This window comes from Agrobacterium sp. 16-2014-1-2a, assembly GCF_053522705.1.
Map to the genome: position 1 here is coordinate 67759 of NZ_JBNWBX010000012.1, position 18751 is coordinate 86509.

Annotated in this window: 19 protein-coding genes and 1 tRNA gene; 9 read left to right on the forward strand and 11 right to left on the reverse strand. The window is 59.8% G+C overall.

The genetic code is table 11. The features are described from left to right. Positions 1–8: 8 nt before the first annotated feature. The 5 genes from cydD (at position 9) to cydX (ending at position 6441) form a co-directional block, all read left to right on the forward strand. On the forward strand, positions 9–1793 hold the full coding sequence (gene cydD / locus ACQZ45_RS25115; protein ID WP_448742594.1) for a thiol reductant ABC exporter subunit CydD: 1785 nt from the start codon (positions 9–11) through the stop codon (positions 1791–1793). Beyond that, positions 1790–3481, forward strand: a complete 1692-nt coding sequence (cydC, locus tag ACQZ45_RS25120) for a thiol reductant ABC exporter subunit CydC (RefSeq protein WP_013762082.1) — start codon at positions 1790–1792, stop codon at positions 3479–3481. The genes cydD and cydC overlap by 4 nt, the downstream gene beginning before the upstream one ends. Positions 3482–3549: 68 nt before the next feature. Further along, positions 3550–5127: a cytochrome ubiquinol oxidase subunit I gene (locus ACQZ45_RS25125; protein WP_013762083.1), complete on the forward strand. Its 1578-nt coding sequence runs from the start codon at positions 3550–3552 to the stop codon at positions 5125–5127. 6 nt (positions 5128–5133) lie between these two features. Beyond that, on the forward strand, positions 5134–6291 hold the full coding sequence (gene cydB, locus ACQZ45_RS25130; protein ID WP_333704545.1) for a cytochrome d ubiquinol oxidase subunit II: 1158 nt from the start codon (positions 5134–5136) through the stop codon (positions 6289–6291). Between the two features lie 27 nt (positions 6292–6318). Further along, positions 6319–6441 carry a cytochrome bd-I oxidase subunit CydX gene (gene cydX, locus ACQZ45_RS25135; protein ID WP_003498405.1) on the forward strand — a complete coding sequence of 41 codons (123 nt, stop codon included), beginning with the start codon at positions 6319–6321 and terminating at the stop codon, positions 6439–6441. Positions 6442–6528: 87 nt separating this feature from the next. Here the strand turns inward: cydX and ACQZ45_RS25140 are convergent, their stop codons facing one another. The 7 genes from ACQZ45_RS25140 to ACQZ45_RS25170 all read right to left on the reverse strand — a co-directional run bounded on the left by ACQZ45_RS25140 (position 6529) and on the right by ACQZ45_RS25170 (position 11923). After that, the gene (locus ACQZ45_RS25140; protein ID WP_004431853.1) at positions 6529–6717 is read right to left on the reverse strand and encodes a hypothetical protein; all 189 of its coding nucleotides are present in this window, start codon (positions 6715–6717) and stop codon (positions 6529–6531) included. 22 nt (positions 6718–6739) lie between these two features. Continuing rightward, the gene (locus ACQZ45_RS25145; protein WP_448742587.1) at positions 6740–7159 is read right to left on the reverse strand and encodes a DUF3597 domain-containing protein; all 420 of its coding nucleotides are present in this window, start codon (positions 7157–7159) and stop codon (positions 6740–6742) included. Between the two features lie 12 nt (positions 7160–7171). Then, the gene (locus ACQZ45_RS25150) at positions 7172–7423 is read right to left on the reverse strand and encodes a GlsB/YeaQ/YmgE family stress response membrane protein (RefSeq protein ID WP_004431872.1); all 252 of its coding nucleotides are present in this window, start codon (positions 7421–7423) and stop codon (positions 7172–7174) included. Between the two features lie 135 nt (positions 7424–7558). Further along, positions 7559–8416: a carboxylating nicotinate-nucleotide diphosphorylase gene (nadC, locus tag ACQZ45_RS25155; protein WP_013762085.1), complete on the reverse strand. Its 858-nt coding sequence runs from the start codon at positions 8414–8416 to the stop codon at positions 7559–7561. 1 nt (position 8417) lies between these two features. Continuing rightward, complete coding sequence (locus ACQZ45_RS25160) at positions 8418–9983, reverse strand: L-aspartate oxidase (RefSeq protein WP_013762086.1); 1566 nt, start codon at positions 9981–9983, stop codon at positions 8418–8420. Next, complete coding sequence (gene nadA, locus ACQZ45_RS25165) at positions 9980–10951, reverse strand: quinolinate synthase NadA (RefSeq protein ID WP_013762087.1); 972 nt, start codon at positions 10949–10951, stop codon at positions 9980–9982. The genes ACQZ45_RS25160 and nadA overlap by 4 nt, the downstream gene beginning before the upstream one ends. Positions 10952–11020: 69 nt before the next feature. Further along, positions 11021–11923, reverse strand: coding sequence for an NUDIX hydrolase (locus ACQZ45_RS25170; RefSeq protein WP_013762088.1), 903 nt, complete (start codon positions 11921–11923; stop codon positions 11021–11023). Positions 11924–12131: 208 nt separating this feature from the next. Here ACQZ45_RS25170 and ACQZ45_RS25175 point away from each other — a divergent pair, with 208 nt between their 5' ends. Further along, positions 12132–12506: a PAS domain-containing protein gene (locus tag ACQZ45_RS25175; RefSeq protein ID WP_004431894.1), complete on the forward strand. Its 375-nt coding sequence runs from the start codon at positions 12132–12134 to the stop codon at positions 12504–12506. Between the two features lie 72 nt (positions 12507–12578). Then, a complete protein-coding gene (locus tag ACQZ45_RS25180) occupies positions 12579–13079 on the forward strand; it encodes a hypothetical protein (RefSeq protein ID WP_013762089.1) in 501 nt (166 codons plus the stop codon). A 71-nt stretch (positions 13080–13150) separates the two neighbouring features. Here the strand turns inward: ACQZ45_RS25180 and ACQZ45_RS25185 are convergent. Next, a tRNA-Ala gene (locus ACQZ45_RS25185) sits at positions 13151–13226 on the reverse strand. Positions 13227–13378: 152 nt separating this feature from the next. Continuing rightward, positions 13379–13768, reverse strand: a complete 390-nt coding sequence (locus tag ACQZ45_RS25190; RefSeq protein ID WP_004431900.1) for a TIGR02300 family protein — start codon at positions 13766–13768, stop codon at positions 13379–13381. A gap of 198 nt (positions 13769–13966) precedes the next feature. Between ACQZ45_RS25190 and cmk the strand changes: the two genes are divergently transcribed. Together cmk and rpsA are read left to right on the forward strand one after the other, a co-directional pair. Continuing rightward, positions 13967–14647, forward strand: a complete 681-nt coding sequence (gene cmk, locus ACQZ45_RS25195; protein ID WP_041694658.1) for a (d)CMP kinase — start codon at positions 13967–13969, stop codon at positions 14645–14647. Between the two features lie 149 nt (positions 14648–14796). Further along, positions 14797–16497 (forward strand): 30S ribosomal protein S1, encoded by a 1701-nt coding sequence (rpsA, locus tag ACQZ45_RS25200; protein WP_004431908.1) that lies wholly within the window; start codon positions 14797–14799, stop codon positions 16495–16497. A gap of 100 nt (positions 16498–16597) precedes the next feature. On the opposite strand, the gene ACQZ45_RS25205 is transcribed toward rpsA, so the two are convergent. Beyond that, positions 16598–18154, reverse strand: coding sequence for a hypothetical protein (locus ACQZ45_RS25205; RefSeq protein WP_013762091.1), 1557 nt, complete (start codon positions 18152–18154; stop codon positions 16598–16600). Between the two features lie 260 nt (positions 18155–18414). Beyond that, positions 18415–18723, reverse strand: coding sequence for a hypothetical protein (locus ACQZ45_RS25210; RefSeq protein ID WP_004431913.1), 309 nt, complete (start codon positions 18721–18723; stop codon positions 18415–18417). Between the last annotated feature and the right edge of the window lie 28 nt (positions 18724–18751).

The following is an 18751-nucleotide window of genomic DNA, read 5'->3' on the forward strand; positions in this document are numbered from 1 at the left end:
CCGTGAGCATGTCCGCAGAAATCCGGCAATCCGCCAATGGCGATGATGCAGACTGTCCAGTTCCAGCGGCGGTCTCTACCGATAAGGCACGGCGGCGCTTCTTCGGTAAATCCACCAATGACAAGGGTGTCGGTATGGCGGAAATCGAAAAGGCACCCGCGGTAGGAAGATCGGTCGCCCTGCTGCATGTCCTGCCGGCTCTGCTCTGGTTGCCCCAGGCGGGTTTGCTTGCATTTTCGGTCGGAAATATTGCCGACGGTGCGCCGATGACGGCGATCCTGCCGGCGGCCGTGGCTGTTCTCATTCTCGGTCTCATCAAGGCATGGCTGGAAAAAGTTGCTGCGAGACTGTCGTTTCGCGCCGCGCGTGCCGCCCTTTCGCGGCGGCGGCTGCAAGCGCTTCATGCCGTTGCGGAGGTGTCGCCGCTTGATCTGGCGCGCACGGCCTCCGGCGAGGCGGCAAGCGTCATCGCGGAGGCAGCCGAAGCGCTGGTACCTTATCTCTCCAGGTTCCAGCCTGCGCGGATGAAAGCTACCATTGTCCCCTTGGTTTTCGTGCTGGCAATCCTGCCATTTACCTGGATTGCGGCGCTTGTTCTGCTGCTTTCCATGCCCACTATCCCGCTTTTCATGGCGCTGATCGGCTGGCAGGCGAAAGCTGCCAGTGAAAAGCAGCTGGCCGAGGCCGGCAACATGAATGCTTTCCTGCTCGATCGCCTGCGCGGCCTGGAAACGATCCGCGCACTGGAAGCCGTTGATCTGACCGCTGGACGCCTGCGGACGGACGCAGAGAACCTCAAGAAGCGGACGATGGCTGTCCTGCGGATCGCCTTTCTGTCCTCGGCGGTGCTGGAGCTTTTCGCTGCCCTCGGCGTTGCCATGACCGCCGTTTATATCGGTTTCCATCTCCTCGGCTTTCTCGATTTCGGCGCGTGGGGCGAGAAGCTGACACTTGCGGAGGGGCTGTTCATCCTGCTTCTGGCGCCTGCCTTTTTCGAACCGCTGCGGGAGTTGTCCGCCGTCTGGCACGACCGCGCATCCGGCGAGGCGGCGCTGGGCGCGCTCGACACATTGACGCGGGCTGGCAAAGCCATCGTGGGTGAGGGTAAGGAGGTCGCAATGGCCCCTTTTCCGACGCCCGGTCTGGTGGAGTTGGCTAATCTCTCCTTCGCCTATCCGAATGCTCCGCCTGTCATTCGGAATCTAAACCTTACGGTCCAGTCAGGTGAGACAGTCGCGATTCTTGGGTCTTCCGGTTGTGGTAAATCCACTGTACTCTCCTTGATTGCCGGCTTGGCCGAGGCTGACGGCGGTACAATAGGGATCGGGGGCGTAACGCTTGGTCATGCGACTGCCGATGGACTGCGCAAGACAATCGGCTGGGTCAGCCAGAAGCCGTTCTTTTTTGCCGGTTCCCTGAAGGCGAATATTCGCTTTGGCCGCGCCGGTGTCAGCGAAGGCATGGTCGAGGAGACGCTGCGCTGCACCGGGCTGGATGCATTGTCGAAAGCACGCCGGCATCTGCCTATAGGAGACGGCGGCTACGGTATTTCGGGCGGGGAGGCGGTGCGCCTCGCCATTGCGCGTGCTTTCGCCGATCCGGCGACGCAGCTTGTGCTGGTCGATGAACCGACAGCGCATCTTGACCGGGAGACGGCTGCGCTCGTCACCGAAAACCTGCTGCAACTCGCAAAAGGCAGGACATTGATCGTCGCAACCCATGATCCTGTGCTCGCCGCGCGCATGGACAGGGTCGTGGATATGACGACGATCCATTCGAGGGGGCAGTCATGATCGCGCGTTTTGCCATATTGAAACCTGTCATTTCCCTGTTCTGGTCGGCGCGTCGCGGCATGCTGCTCGTTGGCGCGGTTCTGGCAGCAACGACGGTGCTGGCGGGTATAGGCCTTCTCGGCGTTTCCGGTTGGTTCATTACTGCGACCGCGATTGCCGGTCTGGTCCCCGCGACAGCCTATGCTTTCGACGTCTTTGCGCCATCGGCGGCCATCCGTCTGCTGGCGTTGTCACGCACCGCTGCCCGTTATGGCGAACGCATGACCACCCATGAGGCGACGCTGTCCGTGCTTGCAGCGCTTCGCGAAAAGCTGTTTCGTGGCTTTGCCGCACCGCAGGAGGCGAAACATCTGGAGGCGAGGCCCGCCCGCCTGCTGAACCGGCTGACTGCGGATATCGACGCGCTGGATTCGCTTTATCTGCGCGTGCTGGTACCCGCCGCCGTCGCAATCCTCGCCGCAATCGCAACAGGCATCGGTCTTGCCCTCCTCAATCCGCTTGCGGGCGTTCTGGTTGCCCTCTTCCTCGTTGCGGCGGGTATTGGCATTTCAGTGCGATCGGCGTTGACGGCGGAAAAATTTGCGCGTCGCCGGGCAATCGGGCTTGAAGCGCTTCGTGCCCGCACGGCGGACTTGGTCAACGGGCAGGTGGAATTGCTCACGACTGCCCGTCTCTCCGCGCAGGTTGCGGCGATTGAACGAGCCGACAATTATCTGCTCGCCTGCGATGACCGCTTGAACCGGATCGAAACCAATGCCGGTTTTTCATTCGGCATCTCAGCGGCGGTTCTTTTGAGTGCGGCTCTCCTCGGCATGGCCTGGCTTGCGGAGCAGGGCGTTGTGACCGCGCCGACTGCCGCCCTCGGCCTGCTCGTCTGTTTCGCCGCGCTGGAGCCCTTCACGGCGCTGCGCCGTGGTGCAATGGAACTCGGGCGCACGCTTTTTTCGGCAAGACGCATTGCGCCGCGTCTTTCCGCCGAGGCAGCCGCCAACTGTCCGCGCGTGCCTGCCATGGGCCTGGTGGCTGAACTTGATGGTGTGCGGCTGGAGCGGGATGGGAACGAAAATCCTGTCCTGACGAATATCAACCTTGCAATCGCCGCCGGAGAGACGATTGCGATTATCGGGCCGAGCGGTGCAGGCAAGACCAGCCTCATCCAGCTTCTGGCTGGTGAAGTGCAACCGGCGGCGGGCAGGGTCAGCGCTTTGCCTTGCTCGCTCATGACGCAGAGAAGTCAGCTTTTCCGAGACAGCATCGCTGATAATCTGAGGCTGGCAAAACCTGCCGCGACCGAGCGTGAACTGTGGGATGCCCTGCAATCGGCAGGCCTTGGCGAGCATGTCAAAACCCTCGCCGCAGGGCTGGATACGAGACTTGGCGAGGCGGGGCAGGGTCTCTCCGGCGGGCAGTCACGACGGCTCGCCCTTGCCCGTTTCCTTCTACGCGACAAACCACTCTGGCTTCTCGACGAGGTGACGGAAGGGCTGGACGGCGAAACCGCCCGTGACGTGCTCGGCCGGCTGTTTGCAAGGGCGGAAGGCAAGACTGTCGTGATGATAACCCACAATCGCCGTGAGGCGGAATTTGCCGATCGCATCATCGTGCTGAGAGAGGGGCGCCAACTTGATCAATGTCAAAGCGGCACCCCGGAATACGACGTAATGCTGCAAACATTGCGTCCGGACTGAGTGATTTTTTAGGGCCGGCGCCGTTTCGTAACAGAAGGCCGGCCTTTCCTGAAAGGTGGGGTAAAAACATGGAACTCGACATCGTGGCGCTATCGCGCCTGCAATTCGCTGTTACCGCTTTATATCACTTTCTATTCGTTCCCCTGACGATCGGACTGTCCGTGGTGATCGCCATCATGGAAACGGTCTATGTCATGACCGGCCGCACCATCTGGCGGCAGATGACGAAATTCTGGGGTACATTGTTCGGCATCAACTTCGTGCTTGGTGTTTCCACCGGCATCGTCATGGAATTCCAGTTCGGCATGAACTGGAGTTATTACAGCCACTATGTCGGCGATATCTTCGGTGCGCCGCTGGCGATCGAAGGAATGATGGCTTTCTTTCTGGAAGCCACCTTTGTCGGTCTGTTCTTTTTCGGCTGGGACAAGCTGTCCAAGCTCGGCCATCTCATCGCAACATGGTGCGTGGCGATCGGCTCGAACTTCTCGGCGTTGTGGATATTGATCGCCAATGGCTGGATGCAGAACCCGACGGGATCGGCCTTTAACCCCCAGACCATGCGCATGGAGGTGACGGATTTCTTCGCGGTGCTGATGAACCCGGTCGCCCAGGCGAAGTTCGTGCACACGGTTTCTGCGGGTTATGTCACTGCCTCCATCTTCGTGCTCGGCGTTTCCGCCTGGTACGTGCTGAAAGGCCGCCATGTCGATCTCGCCAAGCGGTCGATGACGGTTGCCGCTTCTTTCGGCCTGGCTGCTGCACTGTCGGTCGTCGTGCTGGGTGATGAAAGCGGTTATCTTTCGACCGAACACCAGAAGATGAAGCTCGCCTCGATCGAAGCCATGTGGGAAACGGAACCGGCACCCGCCCCCTTTACTGCCATCGGTTTTCCTGATCAGGAAGCCCGCGAGACGCATTTCGCCGTGAAAATTCCGTGGGTGATGGGCCTTATCGGCACGCGCTCGCTGGACACGGAAATCCCCGGCATCAACGATCTGGTGGAACTCGCAAAGACCCGCATCCGCGATGGCATCAAGGCCTATGATGCGCTGATGCAGATACGTGCCACCGGCAAGGGCGCGGAACTGCCCGAAGAGGTGCGTGGCACCTTTGCGGAACTCGGCCACGAGCTTGGTTACGCCCTGTTGCTGAAACGTTATGTCGACGATCCGCGCCAGGCAACGGAGGAGCAGATTGCCAAAGCCGCCGCCGATACCATCCCGCATGTGCCGACGCTGTTCTGGGCGTTCCGCATCATGGTCGGTCTCGGCATGTTCTTCATCCTGTTGACGGCGACCTTCTTTTATCTCTCCGCCCGCCGCCGGCTGGATCACTATCCGTTCTTGCTGAAGGTGGCCGTCTTCGCCATTCCGCTGCCGTGGATTGCTGCGGAAATGGGCTGGGTGGTCGCGGAATTCGGCCGTCAGCCATGGATCATCGAAGGCGTGCTGCCGACGGCCGCCGCCGTCTCCAGCCTCAGCGCCTCAACGGTTCTGATTACGCTTCTCTGCTTCATCGCCATCTATACGGTGCTGTTCATCGTCGAAATGGGGCTGATGCTGAAGGCGATCCGCAAGGGGCCGGATCCGGATCACGAGCCGGAAGCGCCGCTCGTTCCTGAAAAACTCGTCGCTGCGGAGTAAACGATCATGATATTGCATCAACTCATCGACTACGAAGTCCTCCGCGTCATCTGGTGGCTGCTGCTTGGCGTGGTGCTGATCGGTTTTGCCGTGACCGGCGGTTTCGATCTTGGCACGGGCGCGCTGCTGCCTTTCGTTGCGAAAACGGATCTCGAGCGGCGTGTCGTCATCAATTCCATCGGCCCGGTATGGGAAGGCAATCAGGTCTGGCTCATCCTTGGTGGCGGCGCCATCTTCGCCGCGTGGCCGCCGCTTTATGCGGTGTCGTTTTCAGGTTTTTACCTGGCGATGTTCGCCACACTATTTGCGCTGATCCTGCGGCCGGTGGGGTTCAAATACCGCTCCAAGCGCGAGAGTACGACATGGCGCAATACCTGGGATTGGGCGCTGTTTGTCGGTGGCTTTGTTCCCGCCCTGATTTTCGGTGTGGCGATCGGCAATGTGCTGCAGGGCGTACCCTTCCGCTTCAACGATGACCTCAGGATTTTTTACGACGGCACGACTTTGTTCGAGCTTCTCAACCCTTACGCAATCCTTTGCGGCCTCGTTTCTGTTTGCATGCTGGTGATGCATGGTGCGGCCTGGCTGGTGCTGAAGACCGAAGGGCCGGTCGCTGCGCGTGCCCGCAGTTTCGGCAGCATTGCAGCACTTGCCACCACAGTTCTCTTTGCGCTTGGTGGCGTATTGTTGTGGCTCGGTATCGATGGGTATCGCTTCACCTCGGAAGTTGTGACCGACGGTCCGTCCAATCCGTTGTCAAAGACGGTCGAGGTCGCAAGCGGCGTCTGGTTTGCGAATTACGCGGCCCATCCATGGATGATGCTGGCACCGGCGCTCGGTCTTGCCTTCCCGCTCGTCGCCTTCCTGTTGTTAAGGGGCGGGCGTGAGGTGCTGGCGCTGCTTTCCAGTTCGCTTGCCATATTCGGCATCATCTCGACGGTCGGTCTGACGATGTTTCCCTTCATCCTGCCCTCTTCGATCGATCCGAAATCGAGCCTGACGGTCTGGGACGCATCGTCGAGCCATATGACGCTGTTCATCATGCTGGTCGTCGCCCTCATCTTCATCCCCATCATCGTCGCTTACACTTCATGGGTCTATCGCGTGCTGTCGGGCAAGGTGGATGAAAAGGCGATCCGTGAAGACAGCGGCCACGCTTATTAATATCGAACAAATACAAGGAGATCGAACATGTGGTATTTCGCCTGGCTGCTCGGCCTGCCTCTCGCCGCCATTTTCGCCGTCATGAACGCCATGTGGTATGAGCTGATGGAAGAAAACGCCAGAAAGGCCGAGGCCAAGCCGGAAAAATAACGCTTCGGGGCACGGGGCAAAAAAGGGCGGCGTCCTATCTGGATGCCGCCCTTCTTGTAGAAATCGCCGCGATTGACACGCGCGGTTTCAGTGGATCGCGATACCGCGCTTGTCCGCTTCTTCCTTGATGATGTCTTCAACCAGCGCTCTCTTGAGATTTGGGTTTCCCAGAAGATAGTCGTCGGCAATCTCGAAAATCGATTTCGGATTCTCGGTCCTGTGCAGGGTGTCGAGGTCCTGGCCGATCTGCTCTCGCAAGTTTGAATAGTCGTCCATCGCGATTCTCCCGGTCACTAGTTCAATGCAGAAGTTCTGCCGGAACCTTGCCGCCGTTTTCAGACAGCTTCTTGATGACAGCCTTGTGCAGCCAGATGTTCATTGTGGCTGAGTCCGAGGTATCACCGGTATAGCCGAGTTCGCTTGCCAGTTCCTTGCGAGCGGTTAGGCTGCTGTCCAGATCGAGCGCTTTCAGAAGATCGACGATCGAATGTTTCCAGTCGAGTTTCTGTCCGTTCTGCTTGACCGCCGCGTCCAGAATGGAGGCGACATCGACGCTGCCGGTGGATGCCGGAGCAGCGGCTGTCGGTGCGGGTGCTGCTGGCTGAGCCGGAGCGGCCGGGCTTGCGTCTGTCGTGGGCGCGCCAGCTGGCGCCGAAGTCTGCGGTGCAGCCTCTGCCTTGCCAAAAATCGCGTTCCTGATCTTGTCGAAAAAGCTCATTGTGTCCTCCCTCTATCGGCGAAATGCGCGCCCGATGGCAATGAGAATGCATGCGCCGATGAAACCGGCGATAAGGTATCCAATCCAGCCTCCGAGCGAAATGCCCACAAGCCCAAGCAGGAAATTGGCGACGATGGCGCCAACGATGCCGAGAATTATGTTCATGAAAAGACCCATGTTGCTTTTCATGAACTGTTCGGCAAGCCAACCGGCTACGCCGCCGATGATGATTGCTGCAATCCAGCCGATTTGTGCGTCTTCCATAACAGGCCTTTCCTTTGTGAGAGAGGTCCGCAGGCATATGGACAGGCTTTTGCGCGCACTGATCCCCCCGCCTCTTGACCCCAGGCAGGGAATTAACGGCCAATCGAGGATTTTGTTCCGGTCTCCTTGCTTTCGTCAGCTTTGGCTTTGAAAGTCCAGCCCGATATCCAGAACCGGCGCGCTGTGGGTCAGCCAGCCGACGGAGATGAGATCGATGCCGGTTGCTGCAATGGCTGCTGCGGTTTGAGGGGTGATGCGTCCGGAGGCCTCGGTGATGGCGCGTCCGGCGACGATCTGCACCGCCTCGCGCAGCTGTTCCGGCGGCATGTTGTCGAGTAGAACCGCGTCGACCCCTTCCTCCATCGCTTCGCGCAATTGCAAGAGCGTATCGACCTCCACCTCAATCTTGACCAGATGTCCGACACCCGCCTTGGCGCTGCGGATAGCGTCACGCACGCCGCCGGCCACGGCGATGTGGTTGTCCTTGATGAGAACAGCATCATAAAGGGCAAAACGGTGGTTCATGCCGCCGCCGGCGCGCACGGCATATTTTTCCAGCGCCCTGAGGCCCGGCGTCGTTTTGCGGGTGCAGGCAACCGAGGCTTTGGTGCCGGAGATGGCGGCAGCGATTGTGGCGGTGACGGACGCGATGCCTGAGAGATGGCCGAGAAAATTAAGGGCGGTGCGCTCCGCCGTCAAAAGACCGCGCGAGGGACCCTCGATCGTCGCGATAATATCGCCCGGAGTGACCGCCGCGCCATCCTGCACCTGCCGCCTCATCACGATTGTCGGGTCCACCAACTCGAAAGCCAGTTCTGCGGCGTCAAGACCGGCGATGACACCCGGTTCACGCGCCGCCATGACGACGACTGAGCGATGACCGGCGGGGATGACTGCGGCGGACGTGATGTCGCCCGCCAGACCCAGGTCTTCCAGAAGGGCGTTGCGGACAAGCGGCTCCACGATAATGCGTGGCAGAGGGGTGAGGGTCATGTCAGGCGCTCCGCGCAATGCTGGAAGAAAAAAGATTGGACGATGAGAGGTCATGGGCAATGGCGATGACATCGGACAGGCAAAGCCTGCGCCTTGTGGCGGTCGCGTCCTTTTCCGAGAAGTCGTTGCGGAAATGGGCCCCGCGCGATTCTCTTCGCAAGGCGGCGAAGACGGCGATTGCGAGCCCGACGATGGCGGGATCGGATGCCGGGCCGTTCTGTTCGGCCAGTGGGAGAAGTTCGCTGATCGCGCTGATCAACCCCGCTTCATGTCTGGCGATGCCGAGATGGCGGGAGACGATGGGCCGGACGATAGACGGGTCTGCTGCCGAAAGAACAGGCGTTGCGAATGGCGTGACAGCTGTCACCCGTTTTGATGCCGGTCGGGCGGCAATATCTTTTGCCGCACGCATGCCCATGGCAGCCGCCTCCAGCAGGGAGTTGCTGGCCAGCCGGTTAGCCCCGTGAAGACCGGTGCAGGCGGTTTCGCCCGCAACCCATAGGCCCGGCACGGAACTACGGCCATTACCATCCGTGGCGACGCCGCCCATGTGGTAGTGCACGGCGGGACGGACGGGCACGAGTTCGCGGGCGGGGTCTATACCAGCCTCGCGGCATAGCAGGTCGATTGACGGGAAACGCGCCGAAAAACCGCTGCCGATCGCCTTGCGGGCATCGAGAAAGACTTTGCCGCCGCGCAGGATTTCCCGGTCGATGGCGCGGGCGACAATATCGCGGGAGGCAAGTTCTGCACCCGGAACGGTCGCCATGAAACGTTCGCCGCTTTCATTGAGAAGAACGGCACCTTCGCCCCGCACCGCCTCGCTGACCAGAGCCAGCGGCCGCCGGGGAGAGGAAAGCGCCGTTGGGTGGAACTGGACGAATTCCATATCAGTGAGGATGGCTCCGGCGCGCGCGGCGAGCATGATCCCCTGTCCGAAATTGCCGGTGGGATTGGTGGTGGCCTCATACAGCCCGCCGAGGCCACCGGTTGCAAGAATGACGTTTGTGGCCGGCAGAACAAAGCTGCCCTTTTGCCCGGCGCAGATGAGACCGGTTATGGCCCCGCCCTCTGTCAGCAGCCGGCGCACCTCCGCACCTTCCAGGACTGCGATGGACGGCGTGTTGAGAACGGCGGCTGCAAGAGCCCTCACAATGGCCGCACCCGAGCCGTCACCTTCGGCATGCAGGATGCGCCGGCGGCCATGGGCGGCTTCCAGCCCGAAAACGAGCCTGCCTTGTGCATCGCGATCGAAACGAACTCCGGCTCGTTCCAGGGCATCGATGACGGCGGGGGCGGTGGAGACGATATCCGCTGCCATAGCCGCGTCACAGAGGCCGTCGCCTGCGGCGAGCGTATCGGCAAGATGCAGTGCAGTGCTGTCGTCAGCGCCAAGGCTTGCGGCAATGCCGCCCTGCGCCCAGGCGCTGGACGTTTCGCCACCGAGCGCGCCGCGGGTCAGAAGCAGGACCGGTTGCGGTGCGAGCGTCAATGCTGCCATCAGGCCGGCAATACCGCTGCCGACGATGACCGTCCTGCCCGCATATTGCGACAGAGCGTCACTCATACCGCCAGCATCCTTTCCACCGCGCGGCGGGCGGCGACCGCAACAGCCGGATCGATTGTCACCTCGTGGCGGTTTTCTTCAAGCGCTGTGCGGATATTGCCGAGCGTGATGCGCTTCATGTGCGGGCAGAGGTTGCAGGGGCGGATGAATTCGACATCGGGATGATGCACGGCGACATTGTCGCTCATCGAGCATTCCGTCAAAAGCACCACGCGGGCCGGTCTTTCCCGGCCGACGTAATCCGACATGACAGCGGTCGAGCCGGAAAAATCTGCGGCCTCGACGACATCGGGCGGACATTCGGGATGCGCGAGAACGGTGATGCCGGGATGGCTTTCGCGCAATTCCCTGATGTCGTCGGCGGTGAAAAGCTCATGCACCTCGCAATGGCCGCGCCATGCGATGAGTTCGACATTGGTCTCCCGCGCCACATTCTTCGCCAGATATTCGTCCGGCAGCATCAGCACGCGCGGCACGCCGAGCGATTCCACCACCTGGCGGGCATTGCCGGAGGTGCAGCATATGTCGGAAGCCGCCTTCACCGCCGCCGAGGTGTTCACGTAAGTGACGACAGGAACGCCGGGATAGGCCTTGCGCAGAAGTGCGATGTCTTCGGGCGTGATGGAATCGGCGAGCGAGCAGCCGGCGGCCATATCCGGAATAAGCACGGTTTTTCCCGGATTGAGCAGCTTTGCCGTCTCGGCCATGAAATGCACGCCGGCGAGAACGATCACATCCGCTTCTACTTCCATTGCCTTGCGCGCAAGGGCGAGGCTATCGCCAACGATATCGGCAACGCCGTGGAAGATTTCCGGCGTCTGGTAATTATGGGCGAGGATGACGGCGTTGCGCCTGCGCTTCAGATCGAGGATCGCCTCCACATCATCCTGAAAACCCATCCATTCCGCCTTGGGAATGACGCGGCTGACGCGGTCGTAAAGGCTTGCGGCAGATATCTGTTCGTTCACGGCACTCTCCCATTTATACTCTATTTGAGTATATCTACGGCAAAGAGATATTCTCATTGTGAGCATATGTCAATTGCGGGAGAGTGGCAGTTTGGTTCCGGAAAGGGCGCGTTCATCCACAACGGTCTGGCGGAATCGGAAGAGTTTTGCAGGGCGTCCGCCGGTTTCGGTCGCCATATCGCCAGTTTCTTCCACCAGCTGCTGCTGTTCTATCAGCCGGCGGAAGTTCTGCTTGTGCAGCGTCAGACCGGCGAGCGCCTCCACCGCGCGCTGCAATTGCAGCAGGGTGAAAGCGTCGGCCATCAGTTCGAAAACTACAGGCCGGTACTTGATCTTCGCCCTCAGGCGCGCGATGCCGGTGGCAAGAATGCGGCGGTGATCGGCAAACATCGGTCTGCCGAAATTGATCCGAGGCTCACTCTGGGCTTCTTCGACCAGTCCGGCCTCATAGAGCAATTCGTAGCGCTGAAGTGTCAGTTCCTCGTTCCAGCCGCCGCCATCAAGGCCGAAGGTGAAGTCGGCCCGTAAATGGCGCTGGCCTTTGCAGGCAGGGTCGGAATCCGCCCAGCAGCGCAGCTTTTCGATGATTGTGTCCAGAACCGCCGGCCGGCCCTGCCGATGGTCTTCCCAGGGAAAATACTCGTACCAGCCATGCCAGAGAGGGCGGCCATTGCCAGGCGGCTCCTGTTCGCGAACCAGCCCGAGATAACCGATCGATATGGTTCTTCCGCCAAGAATGTCATTGTTGCGGTCCCGGTCGGCGAAGGTGTAGAGCTGTTCGAGATAGCCGACGGGATGATGTGTCTGTTCGTGTATCCACTCTCTCAACCCGCTCTGAAGCGTCCTGTGTCCGAATTCAAACGGCCCTGATGGAAGTGCCGCGCCCGCCCGCACGGTCATTACCCGCGGCTCGTCCGTGGTGATGGCGGTGACGACGGCGATGAGTTCGGCGTGGGCAAGCCCTATGGTCACGGCGGGTCCTCTGGTAGATGGCGTCGGTATCGACCTTCTTTGGCACAGGAATGCCTGTTCGCCAACAAGCGGGCGGGGAAACGCGGATGCCGACGCGCATGTAAAACTTTACGTAGCGATCAGACAAAAGAATAAGTGCTTGTGGTTAGTCGCGTATCGTCCTTTATGTTAAGACCCGCGTCAAAAGCATCCATAATGTAGAAGGCCGATGTTAGAGGATATATATCTCGAAGAAACACTTGTGGGTTATTACACCTGGAACGTGGGGCAGAATCTGGTTTATCTGGATGCTGTGGCGGCTCGCCTGCGCGAATTTTCCGAAGAGAAAGCCGCCCGCGGCATTCCCGTGGAGGATTTCATAGATCAGATCGAAAGCGGCTCGCGCGCGCGCGTGGCCAAGGCGGTTTACAACTCGCTGACGAACGGCGTGTTCTATGATCAGCAATACCGCATCGAACTCAAATCCGGCGATTTTCGCTGGCTGCGGACAACGGGCAGGGTTATCCTTGATGGTGACCGCATTCCAATCATGGCGATGGGCACGGTGCGAGACATCACCTCGCGCAAGATTTTATTGATGTAATATTTATCGCGTTCGGTCTGTCTTGAAAAACGCCGATCTATTTCTTGTCGATTTTTTTGATGTTGCGGTGACATGGTTCGGCAGGTTTTCATTTTGCTGTTTCAGATCGTGCTGGTCGCGGGGCTTGGTATAGCCGGCATCCGCATTGCCTCGCTCATGAATGGCGAGGCGGCATATCCAGCGACTGGCCTCTCCGCAAACACGGAAACGCTGTGGACGACCTCTCCGGTCCGGGTCGATCCCCGCCATCAGAATTATGAGCGTATTCCGACCCCGCCCGATCCATACCCCCTGAAAATATACGCGGATCAGCGCCTGCGCGTTGCGTCCAACAATCGCTTCACCTTCAAAGGACAGGAGTTCCGCCTCGCCGGCGTGGAAGACATCGACCGCAACCGGGTTTGCGCCGGACCTGACGGCCGCCGTTATGCCTGCGGCCTGAACGCCTTCAAGGCGCTAGAGAACCGCCTGCGCGGCAAATATCTGGAATGCCGGGTGCTGGAAGAAGGCGGCGGCGTTCCGTCGGTGGAATGCCGGATCAACGGGCAGGATGTGCGGGCGCTCTTGCAATAGTCAACGCGAAGAACAGACAATGCCGCACGAAAGCCCGTGCTGGACAATGGAAATTTGTATTTTAGAAGGTTTGGTGGAGCTAAGCGGGATCGAACCGCTGACCTCTTGCATGCCATGCAAGCGCTCTCCCAGCTGAGCTATAGCCCCATAAGGGTTCCGGCATTTCGTCCGGTTCCGGGAACCGAAGCGGCTGTTGTTCCGTTCGGTGGCGGCTTACTACTTCGGCTAATCGAAGAGTGCAAGCACAAAAAACAGCCCGGCTTCATTTTTTTGTCGCCGGGCTGGTTTATCCAATAAGATCAAGCTTCTTCGTCGTCGCCCGGTACGCCGATGATGCCGGACATGTCGTCGTCATCGTCGTCTTCGTCGGCTTCGAGGAAGGTGTCGTCGTCGTCGCCGATTTCCACGTCGTCGTCATCGTCGCCCAGGTCCGGGATATCGTCGCCGCTGTTGTCGCCGTCGGCGTCTTCCAGCGATACGAGTTCGACTTCCGTGTTTTCGGCATCGACTTCCGCGACTTCTTCTTCTTCAGCCTGCTCGAGCTTTGCCTGAGCGGTGCTTTCTTCAAAGAAGGAGAGCGGCCAGGACTTGCCGCTATAGGGAGAAACGACCGGGTCGCGGTTCAGATCGTAGAACTTCTTGCCGGTATCGGGGTCTGTGCGCTTGGTACCAAGGTCCGCTTTTGCCACTGTCTAAGCCTCAAATTGTCGAATGAGTTTCGGTGTGTACGCCGTAAAACCGGCATAGACGGTAAAATTTCTAGCCGGTCCCCTTAATCGTTGCGGTCTTTCGTGTCAAAGACAAACTTTGGAGGCCGCCCTCCCATGATGCGACTTGTATGTCAGGCTGCTCATAAAGATTGGAGGCCGACGCACTCTACTGTATTAATGATGGACGCACAGGCAGAAAGCTTCATGACCTTTACGATTGCCATAGATGGGCCAGCTGCGGCGGGCAAAGGGACCTTGTCACGCAAGATTGCGGAGGCCTATGATTTCCATCATCTCGACACCGGGCTGACTTACAGAGCCACGGCCAAGGCACTTCTTGACGCCGGCCTGCCGCTCGATGACGAGAAAGTCGCTGAAAAGGTGGCGCTGCAACTCGACCTTGCCGGCCTCGACCGCGCGGTGCTTTCAAGGCACGATATCGGCGAGGCGGCGTCCAGGATTGCGGTGATGACCCCGGTGAGGCGCGCGCTCGTGACAGCGCAGCAGCGATTTGCGGCAAAGGAACCGGGCACGGTTCTGGATGGCCGCGACATCGGCACGGTGGTGTGCCCGGATGCGCCAGTGAAACTCTACGTCACCGCTTCGCCGGGCGTGCGGGCGCGCAGGCGCTATGATGAAATCGTCGCCAACGGCAGCGTTGCCGATTACGACGCCATTTTCGCCGAGGTGAAGAAACGCGACGAGCGCGACATGGGCCGAGCCGACAGCCCGTTGAAACCGGCTGAAGACGCGCACTTGCTAGATACGTCGGAAATGAGTATAGAGGCGGCGTTTCAGGCCGCGCGGATGATTATCGACGCCGCCCTGAAGAAACAGGTTTTTCGCGGAACCGCTTGAATCGGTCCGCGTTTAGTCCGGAATTGCCTGAAGACATGTCCTTGCGCCGGGAAGCCTTTTGAAAAGGCGGGCATGGGTTCGGGTATCAACAACGCTAGCCCACCGGCGCTTTTGTATTCGCTCTCGCGCGGATGCAATCAGGAGATTTCATGTCAGTATCTACCCCCACGCGCGAAGATTTCGCAGCGCTTCTCGAAGAATCCTTTGCCTCTAACGATCTTGCCGAAGGCTATGTTGCCAAGGGTATCGTAACGGCAATCGAGAAGGACGTTGCCATCGTCGACGTTGGCCTCAAGGTTGAAGGCCGCGTACCGTTGAAGGAATTCGGCGCGAAGTCCAAGGACGGCACGCTGAAGGTCGGCGACGAAGTCGAAGTTTACGTCGAGCGCATCGAAAACGCACTCGGCGAAGCCGTTCTGTCGCGCGAGAAGGCTCGCCGCGAAGAAAGCTGGGTCAAGCTCGAAGCCAAGTTCGAAGCTGGCGAGCGCGTCGAAGGCGTTATCTTCAACCAGGTCAAGGGTGGTTTCACCGTCGATCTGGACGGCGCCGTTGCCTTCCTTCCGCGTTCGCAGGTCGACATCCGTCCGATCCGCGACGTTACCCCGCTGATGCACAACCCGCAGCCCTTCGAAATCCTCAAGATGGACAAGCGTCGCGGCAACATCGTTGTCTCGCGCCGCACGGTTCTCGAAGAGTCCCGCGCCGAGCAGCGTTCTGAAATCGTTCAGAACCTCGAAGAAGGCCAGGTTGTTGACGGCGTCGTCAAGAACATCACCGATTACGGTGCGTTCGTTGACCTCGGCGGCATCGACGGCCTGCTGCACGTTACCGACATGGCATGGCGCCGCGTCAACCATCCTTCGGAAATCCTCAACATTGGCCAGCAGGTCAAGGTTCAGATCATTCGCATCAACCAGGAAACCCACCGTATCTCGCTCGGCATGAAGCAGCTCGAGTCCGATCCGTGGGATGGCATCTCCGCCAAGTACCCGGTTGGCAAGAAGATCTCCGGTACGGTCACGAACATCACCGACTACGGTGCATTCGTCGAGCTGGAGCCGGGCATCGAAGGCCTGATCCACATTTCCGAAATGTCCTGGACCAAGAAGAACGTACATCCCGGCAAGATCCTGTCCACGAGCCAGGAAGTTGACGTTGTCGTTCTCGAAGTCGATCCGTCCAAGCGCCGTATCTCGCTCGGCCTTAAGCAGACGCTGGAAAACCCGTGGCAGGCATTTGCCTTCAGCCATCCGGCCGGCACTGAAGTCGAAGGCGAAGTCAAGAACAAGACCGAATTCGGCCTGTTCATCGGCCTCGAAGGCGATGTCGACGGCATGGTTCACCTGTCGGATCTCGACTGGAACCGTCCGGGCGAACAGGTCATCGAAGAGTTCAACAAGGGTGACGTGGTCAAGGCCGTCGTTCTCGATGTTGACGTCGAGAAGGAACGCATCTCGCTCGGCATCAAGCAGCTCGGCAAGGATGCTGTCGGTGAAGCCGCAACGTCCGGCGACCTGCGCAAGAACGCAGTCGTTTCGTGCGAAGTCATCGCCGTTAACGACGGTGGCGTGGAAGTGAAGCTCGTCAACCACGAGGACATCACCTCCTTCATCCGCCGCAACGACCTCGCACGCGATCGTGACGATCAGCGTCCGGAGCGTTTCGCAGTTGGCCAGGTTTTCGACGCTCGCGTCGTCAACTTCTCGAAGAAGGACCGCAAGGTCATGCTTTCGATCAAGGCTCTGGAAATCGCTGAAGAGAAGGAAGCCGTCGCACAGTTCGGTTCGTCCGACTCTGGCGCTTCGCTCGGCGACATCCTCGGTGCGGCTCTGAAGAACCGCAGCGAATAATCGCTAGAGATCGTTTGATATAAAGAACCCGCCGGAATTTTCCGGCGGGTTTTTTGTTGGCTACAGTGTTCGTCGCACAGGCCAATGGGCGGCGCGGAATTCAGTGCATGCCACTCATCTTGAGGTAATAATTTTCCGCACTGTCGTCGAAAGCCGCTGTCCGCGGATTTTCCCCATCGCCAATCTCGTCATTGGCGGCCACCCGCTCTTCCATCTCGTCCTGACCGTCGGGATTTTCGCCCTCCGCCTCGCCATTCGCTTCATCCTCGGAAAATGGACCACGCCCGCGATGCGGCGTTTCCGATTCGTGGTCCTCTTCCGCCGGTGGGTATGCGACGAGCGGTAACGGCGTGCCGTCTTTTGCCAGAGCCGCAGCGATCAGCGATTGCGAAGCCGTTTGTTCCAGCATCGCCATTCTTGCTTCCGGGTCGAGAGCGGCGCGCGGCATGGGCTGGGCTTCTGGCCGGTTGGTAATCGTCTCCGTTTCCTCCCCGGTCGGGTGGGTGGGCGTTGCGAGGGCAGTTTTTTCGGCAGGCTGTTCTTCGAGTGGTTGCGGTATGGCGCCCGGTGGCGTGGCGGAAAGCTGGGCAGCGGTGGTGGCCTTGGCGGGAAGTTTGCCGGCCACTGCAGCAAGGAGCAGGTTTTCCATATCCTTGACGCCAGCCGTGGACTGGCCGGATGGCGGGTTCAAGGTAGTGCGGGTTTCCCGCGGCTCCAGCTTCATCGTGTCCCGATGCTGAAGTGCAGGGCGCATCTCGGCGTTCTCAGCCCGTGGCGGATTCGCCGGGCGGGCATCTGTCGAAGCTTCTTTTGTTGTGCTGCCCGTTTGCGGCTGAGGCGAGCGTACGGTGCTTTCGGCGGCTTTCCCTTCCGGTTTTGCCGCATCGTGCGGAGAGTCGGACATGTCGGCAGGTGGGGCGGGAAGATTGGCCTGCGGGCCTTGCGGCGCTGCCTGCGCCGCAACCATGGCTTTTATTGCGGCGGCGCTTTGGGCAAGCGGGCCGATGAGCATAGGCAACAGCCGGCCGGGCGCGGCGGCGGTTGCCGGTTGTGCTGTTGTTGTGGTGGTCGTTGCCGGGTTTGGGCGGCCGTCAGCACTCTGGCTCGGGCCGTTCTGCTGTCTCGCTTGTACTGGCTGCGCGGTCACCGGATTGGCCGAATTGTTCTGCTGATAAGAGGACACCACAGCCTTCGCCGCAAGATCCGTTCCCTTGTAGCGGGAAAGTTCGATCAGCAGCGCAAGCCTTGCGGCATCCGGCCCGGTTGGCTGTTTCAGGATTTCTGCGAGCATCGAAAGGCTCAACCCCTGCAGGACTTTGCTGACCTGTTGTTCCAGCGCCAGGCGCTGCGGTGCGGGCAGGGCGCGCAGCGCATCCGTCAGACGCATCACATAGGTTTGAATGGCTTCGCCGTCGCGCCTTGGGAGGTTCATCAGCTTGCCAAGCGCCTCCGCCAGAACGGCGGTGCTGCGGGAAAGCTGATATTCGCTGGCGAGAGAGGTGACTGCGGCTTTGGCGAAAAGACTGCTGCCATTGTCGGGAGCAAGATTGCTTGCCTGCGGCTGCACGGCCTCCTTCGGCTCTCCGCGCTGCGTCTGCGAGGCTGCGGCTCCATAGGCGGCATCGGCTGCCGGAATTTTCGGTACAGGCGGTAACATGCTGCGCTCCGTTCCTATCGATTACCGCCGCTGGCTGCGAAAGGGCCAGTCCCTTGGCTCTCTGATCCGCATTTGGCCAATGTTGAAAGATTGCCGCGCCGGTGATGTACAGGTGTCATCTCGCCCGCTCATGCGGGAGCGCCGTGTGCGTCGCTGGCAGGAATGCCAGCTCTTCGCGATGCACACAGAATCATCAACCCTGAGTCTGGGCCGTAGATATTAAGAATTCGCTAACCATAAAAATCGTGTCGATATGGCAATCAGGGAGAGACGCTGATGAACATGCGGTAAAGCCCGTTATCGTCGGAATTGACCGATGAAATATGGTCCGGTTCGCTGTCCGCTGCCTCAAAGGCTTCCGGCGGCATCGCGTCGAGCCAGCTCGCCTTGGGAAAACCTCTCTCGGGACGATTTTCAACGGGGGCGATGAGGTTGTCTTCCTCGCTTGCGGCAACGAAATTGTCGTCATTCGGCGCCAGTGGCGGAGCGGCGATGGAGAGCAGCGCTTGCGCCGCATTTGGTTCGGCATCGAGGCCGGCGCTGCCGGATATGCCGGAAATTTGAGACATGTTTGAACTCACATCATGTTTCGCTCAA

Excerpts from the sequence above, each read along its gene's own strand:
- cydD (WP_448742594.1), top strand. The coding sequence starts at position 9 with ATGTCCGCAGAAATCCGGCAATCCGCCAATGGCGATGATGCAGACTGT.
- cydC (WP_013762082.1), top strand. The coding sequence starts at position 1,790 with ATGATCGCGCGTTTTGCCATATTGAAACCTGTCATTTCCCTGTTCTGG.
- ACQZ45_RS25125 (WP_013762083.1), top strand. The coding sequence starts at position 3,550 with ATGGAACTCGACATCGTGGCGCTATCGCGCCTGCAATTCGCTGTTACC.
- cydB (WP_333704545.1), top strand. The coding sequence starts at position 5,134 with ATGATATTGCATCAACTCATCGACTACGAAGTCCTCCGCGTCATCTGG.
- cydX (WP_003498405.1), top strand. The coding sequence starts at position 6,319 with ATGTGGTATTTCGCCTGGCTGCTCGGCCTGCCTCTCGCCGCCATTTTC.
- ACQZ45_RS25140 (WP_004431853.1), bottom strand. The coding sequence starts at position 6,717 with ATGGACGACTATTCAAACTTGCGAGAGCAGATCGGCCAGGACCTCGAC.
- ACQZ45_RS25145 (WP_448742587.1), bottom strand. The coding sequence starts at position 7,159 with ATGAGCTTTTTCGACAAGATCAGGAACGCGATTTTTGGCAAGGCAGAG.
- ACQZ45_RS25150 (WP_004431872.1), bottom strand. The coding sequence starts at position 7,423 with ATGGAAGACGCACAAATCGGCTGGATTGCAGCAATCATCATCGGCGGC.
- nadC (WP_013762085.1), bottom strand. The coding sequence starts at position 8,416 with ATGACCCTCACCCCTCTGCCACGCATTATCGTGGAGCCGCTTGTCCGC.
- ACQZ45_RS25160 (WP_013762086.1), bottom strand. The coding sequence starts at position 9,983 with ATGAGTGACGCTCTGTCGCAATATGCGGGCAGGACGGTCATCGTCGGC.
- ACQZ45_RS25175 (WP_004431894.1), top strand. The coding sequence starts at position 12,132 with ATGTTAGAGGATATATATCTCGAAGAAACACTTGTGGGTTATTACACC.
- ACQZ45_RS25180 (WP_013762089.1), top strand. The coding sequence starts at position 12,579 with ATGGTTCGGCAGGTTTTCATTTTGCTGTTTCAGATCGTGCTGGTCGCG.
- cmk (WP_041694658.1), top strand. The coding sequence starts at position 13,967 with ATGATGGACGCACAGGCAGAAAGCTTCATGACCTTTACGATTGCCATA.
- rpsA (WP_004431908.1), top strand. The coding sequence starts at position 14,797 with ATGTCAGTATCTACCCCCACGCGCGAAGATTTCGCAGCGCTTCTCGAA.
- ACQZ45_RS25205 (WP_013762091.1), bottom strand. The coding sequence starts at position 18,154 with ATGTTACCGCCTGTACCGAAAATTCCGGCAGCCGATGCCGCCTATGGA.
- ACQZ45_RS25210 (WP_004431913.1), bottom strand. The coding sequence starts at position 18,723 with ATGTCTCAAATTTCCGGCATATCCGGCAGCGCCGGCCTCGATGCCGAA.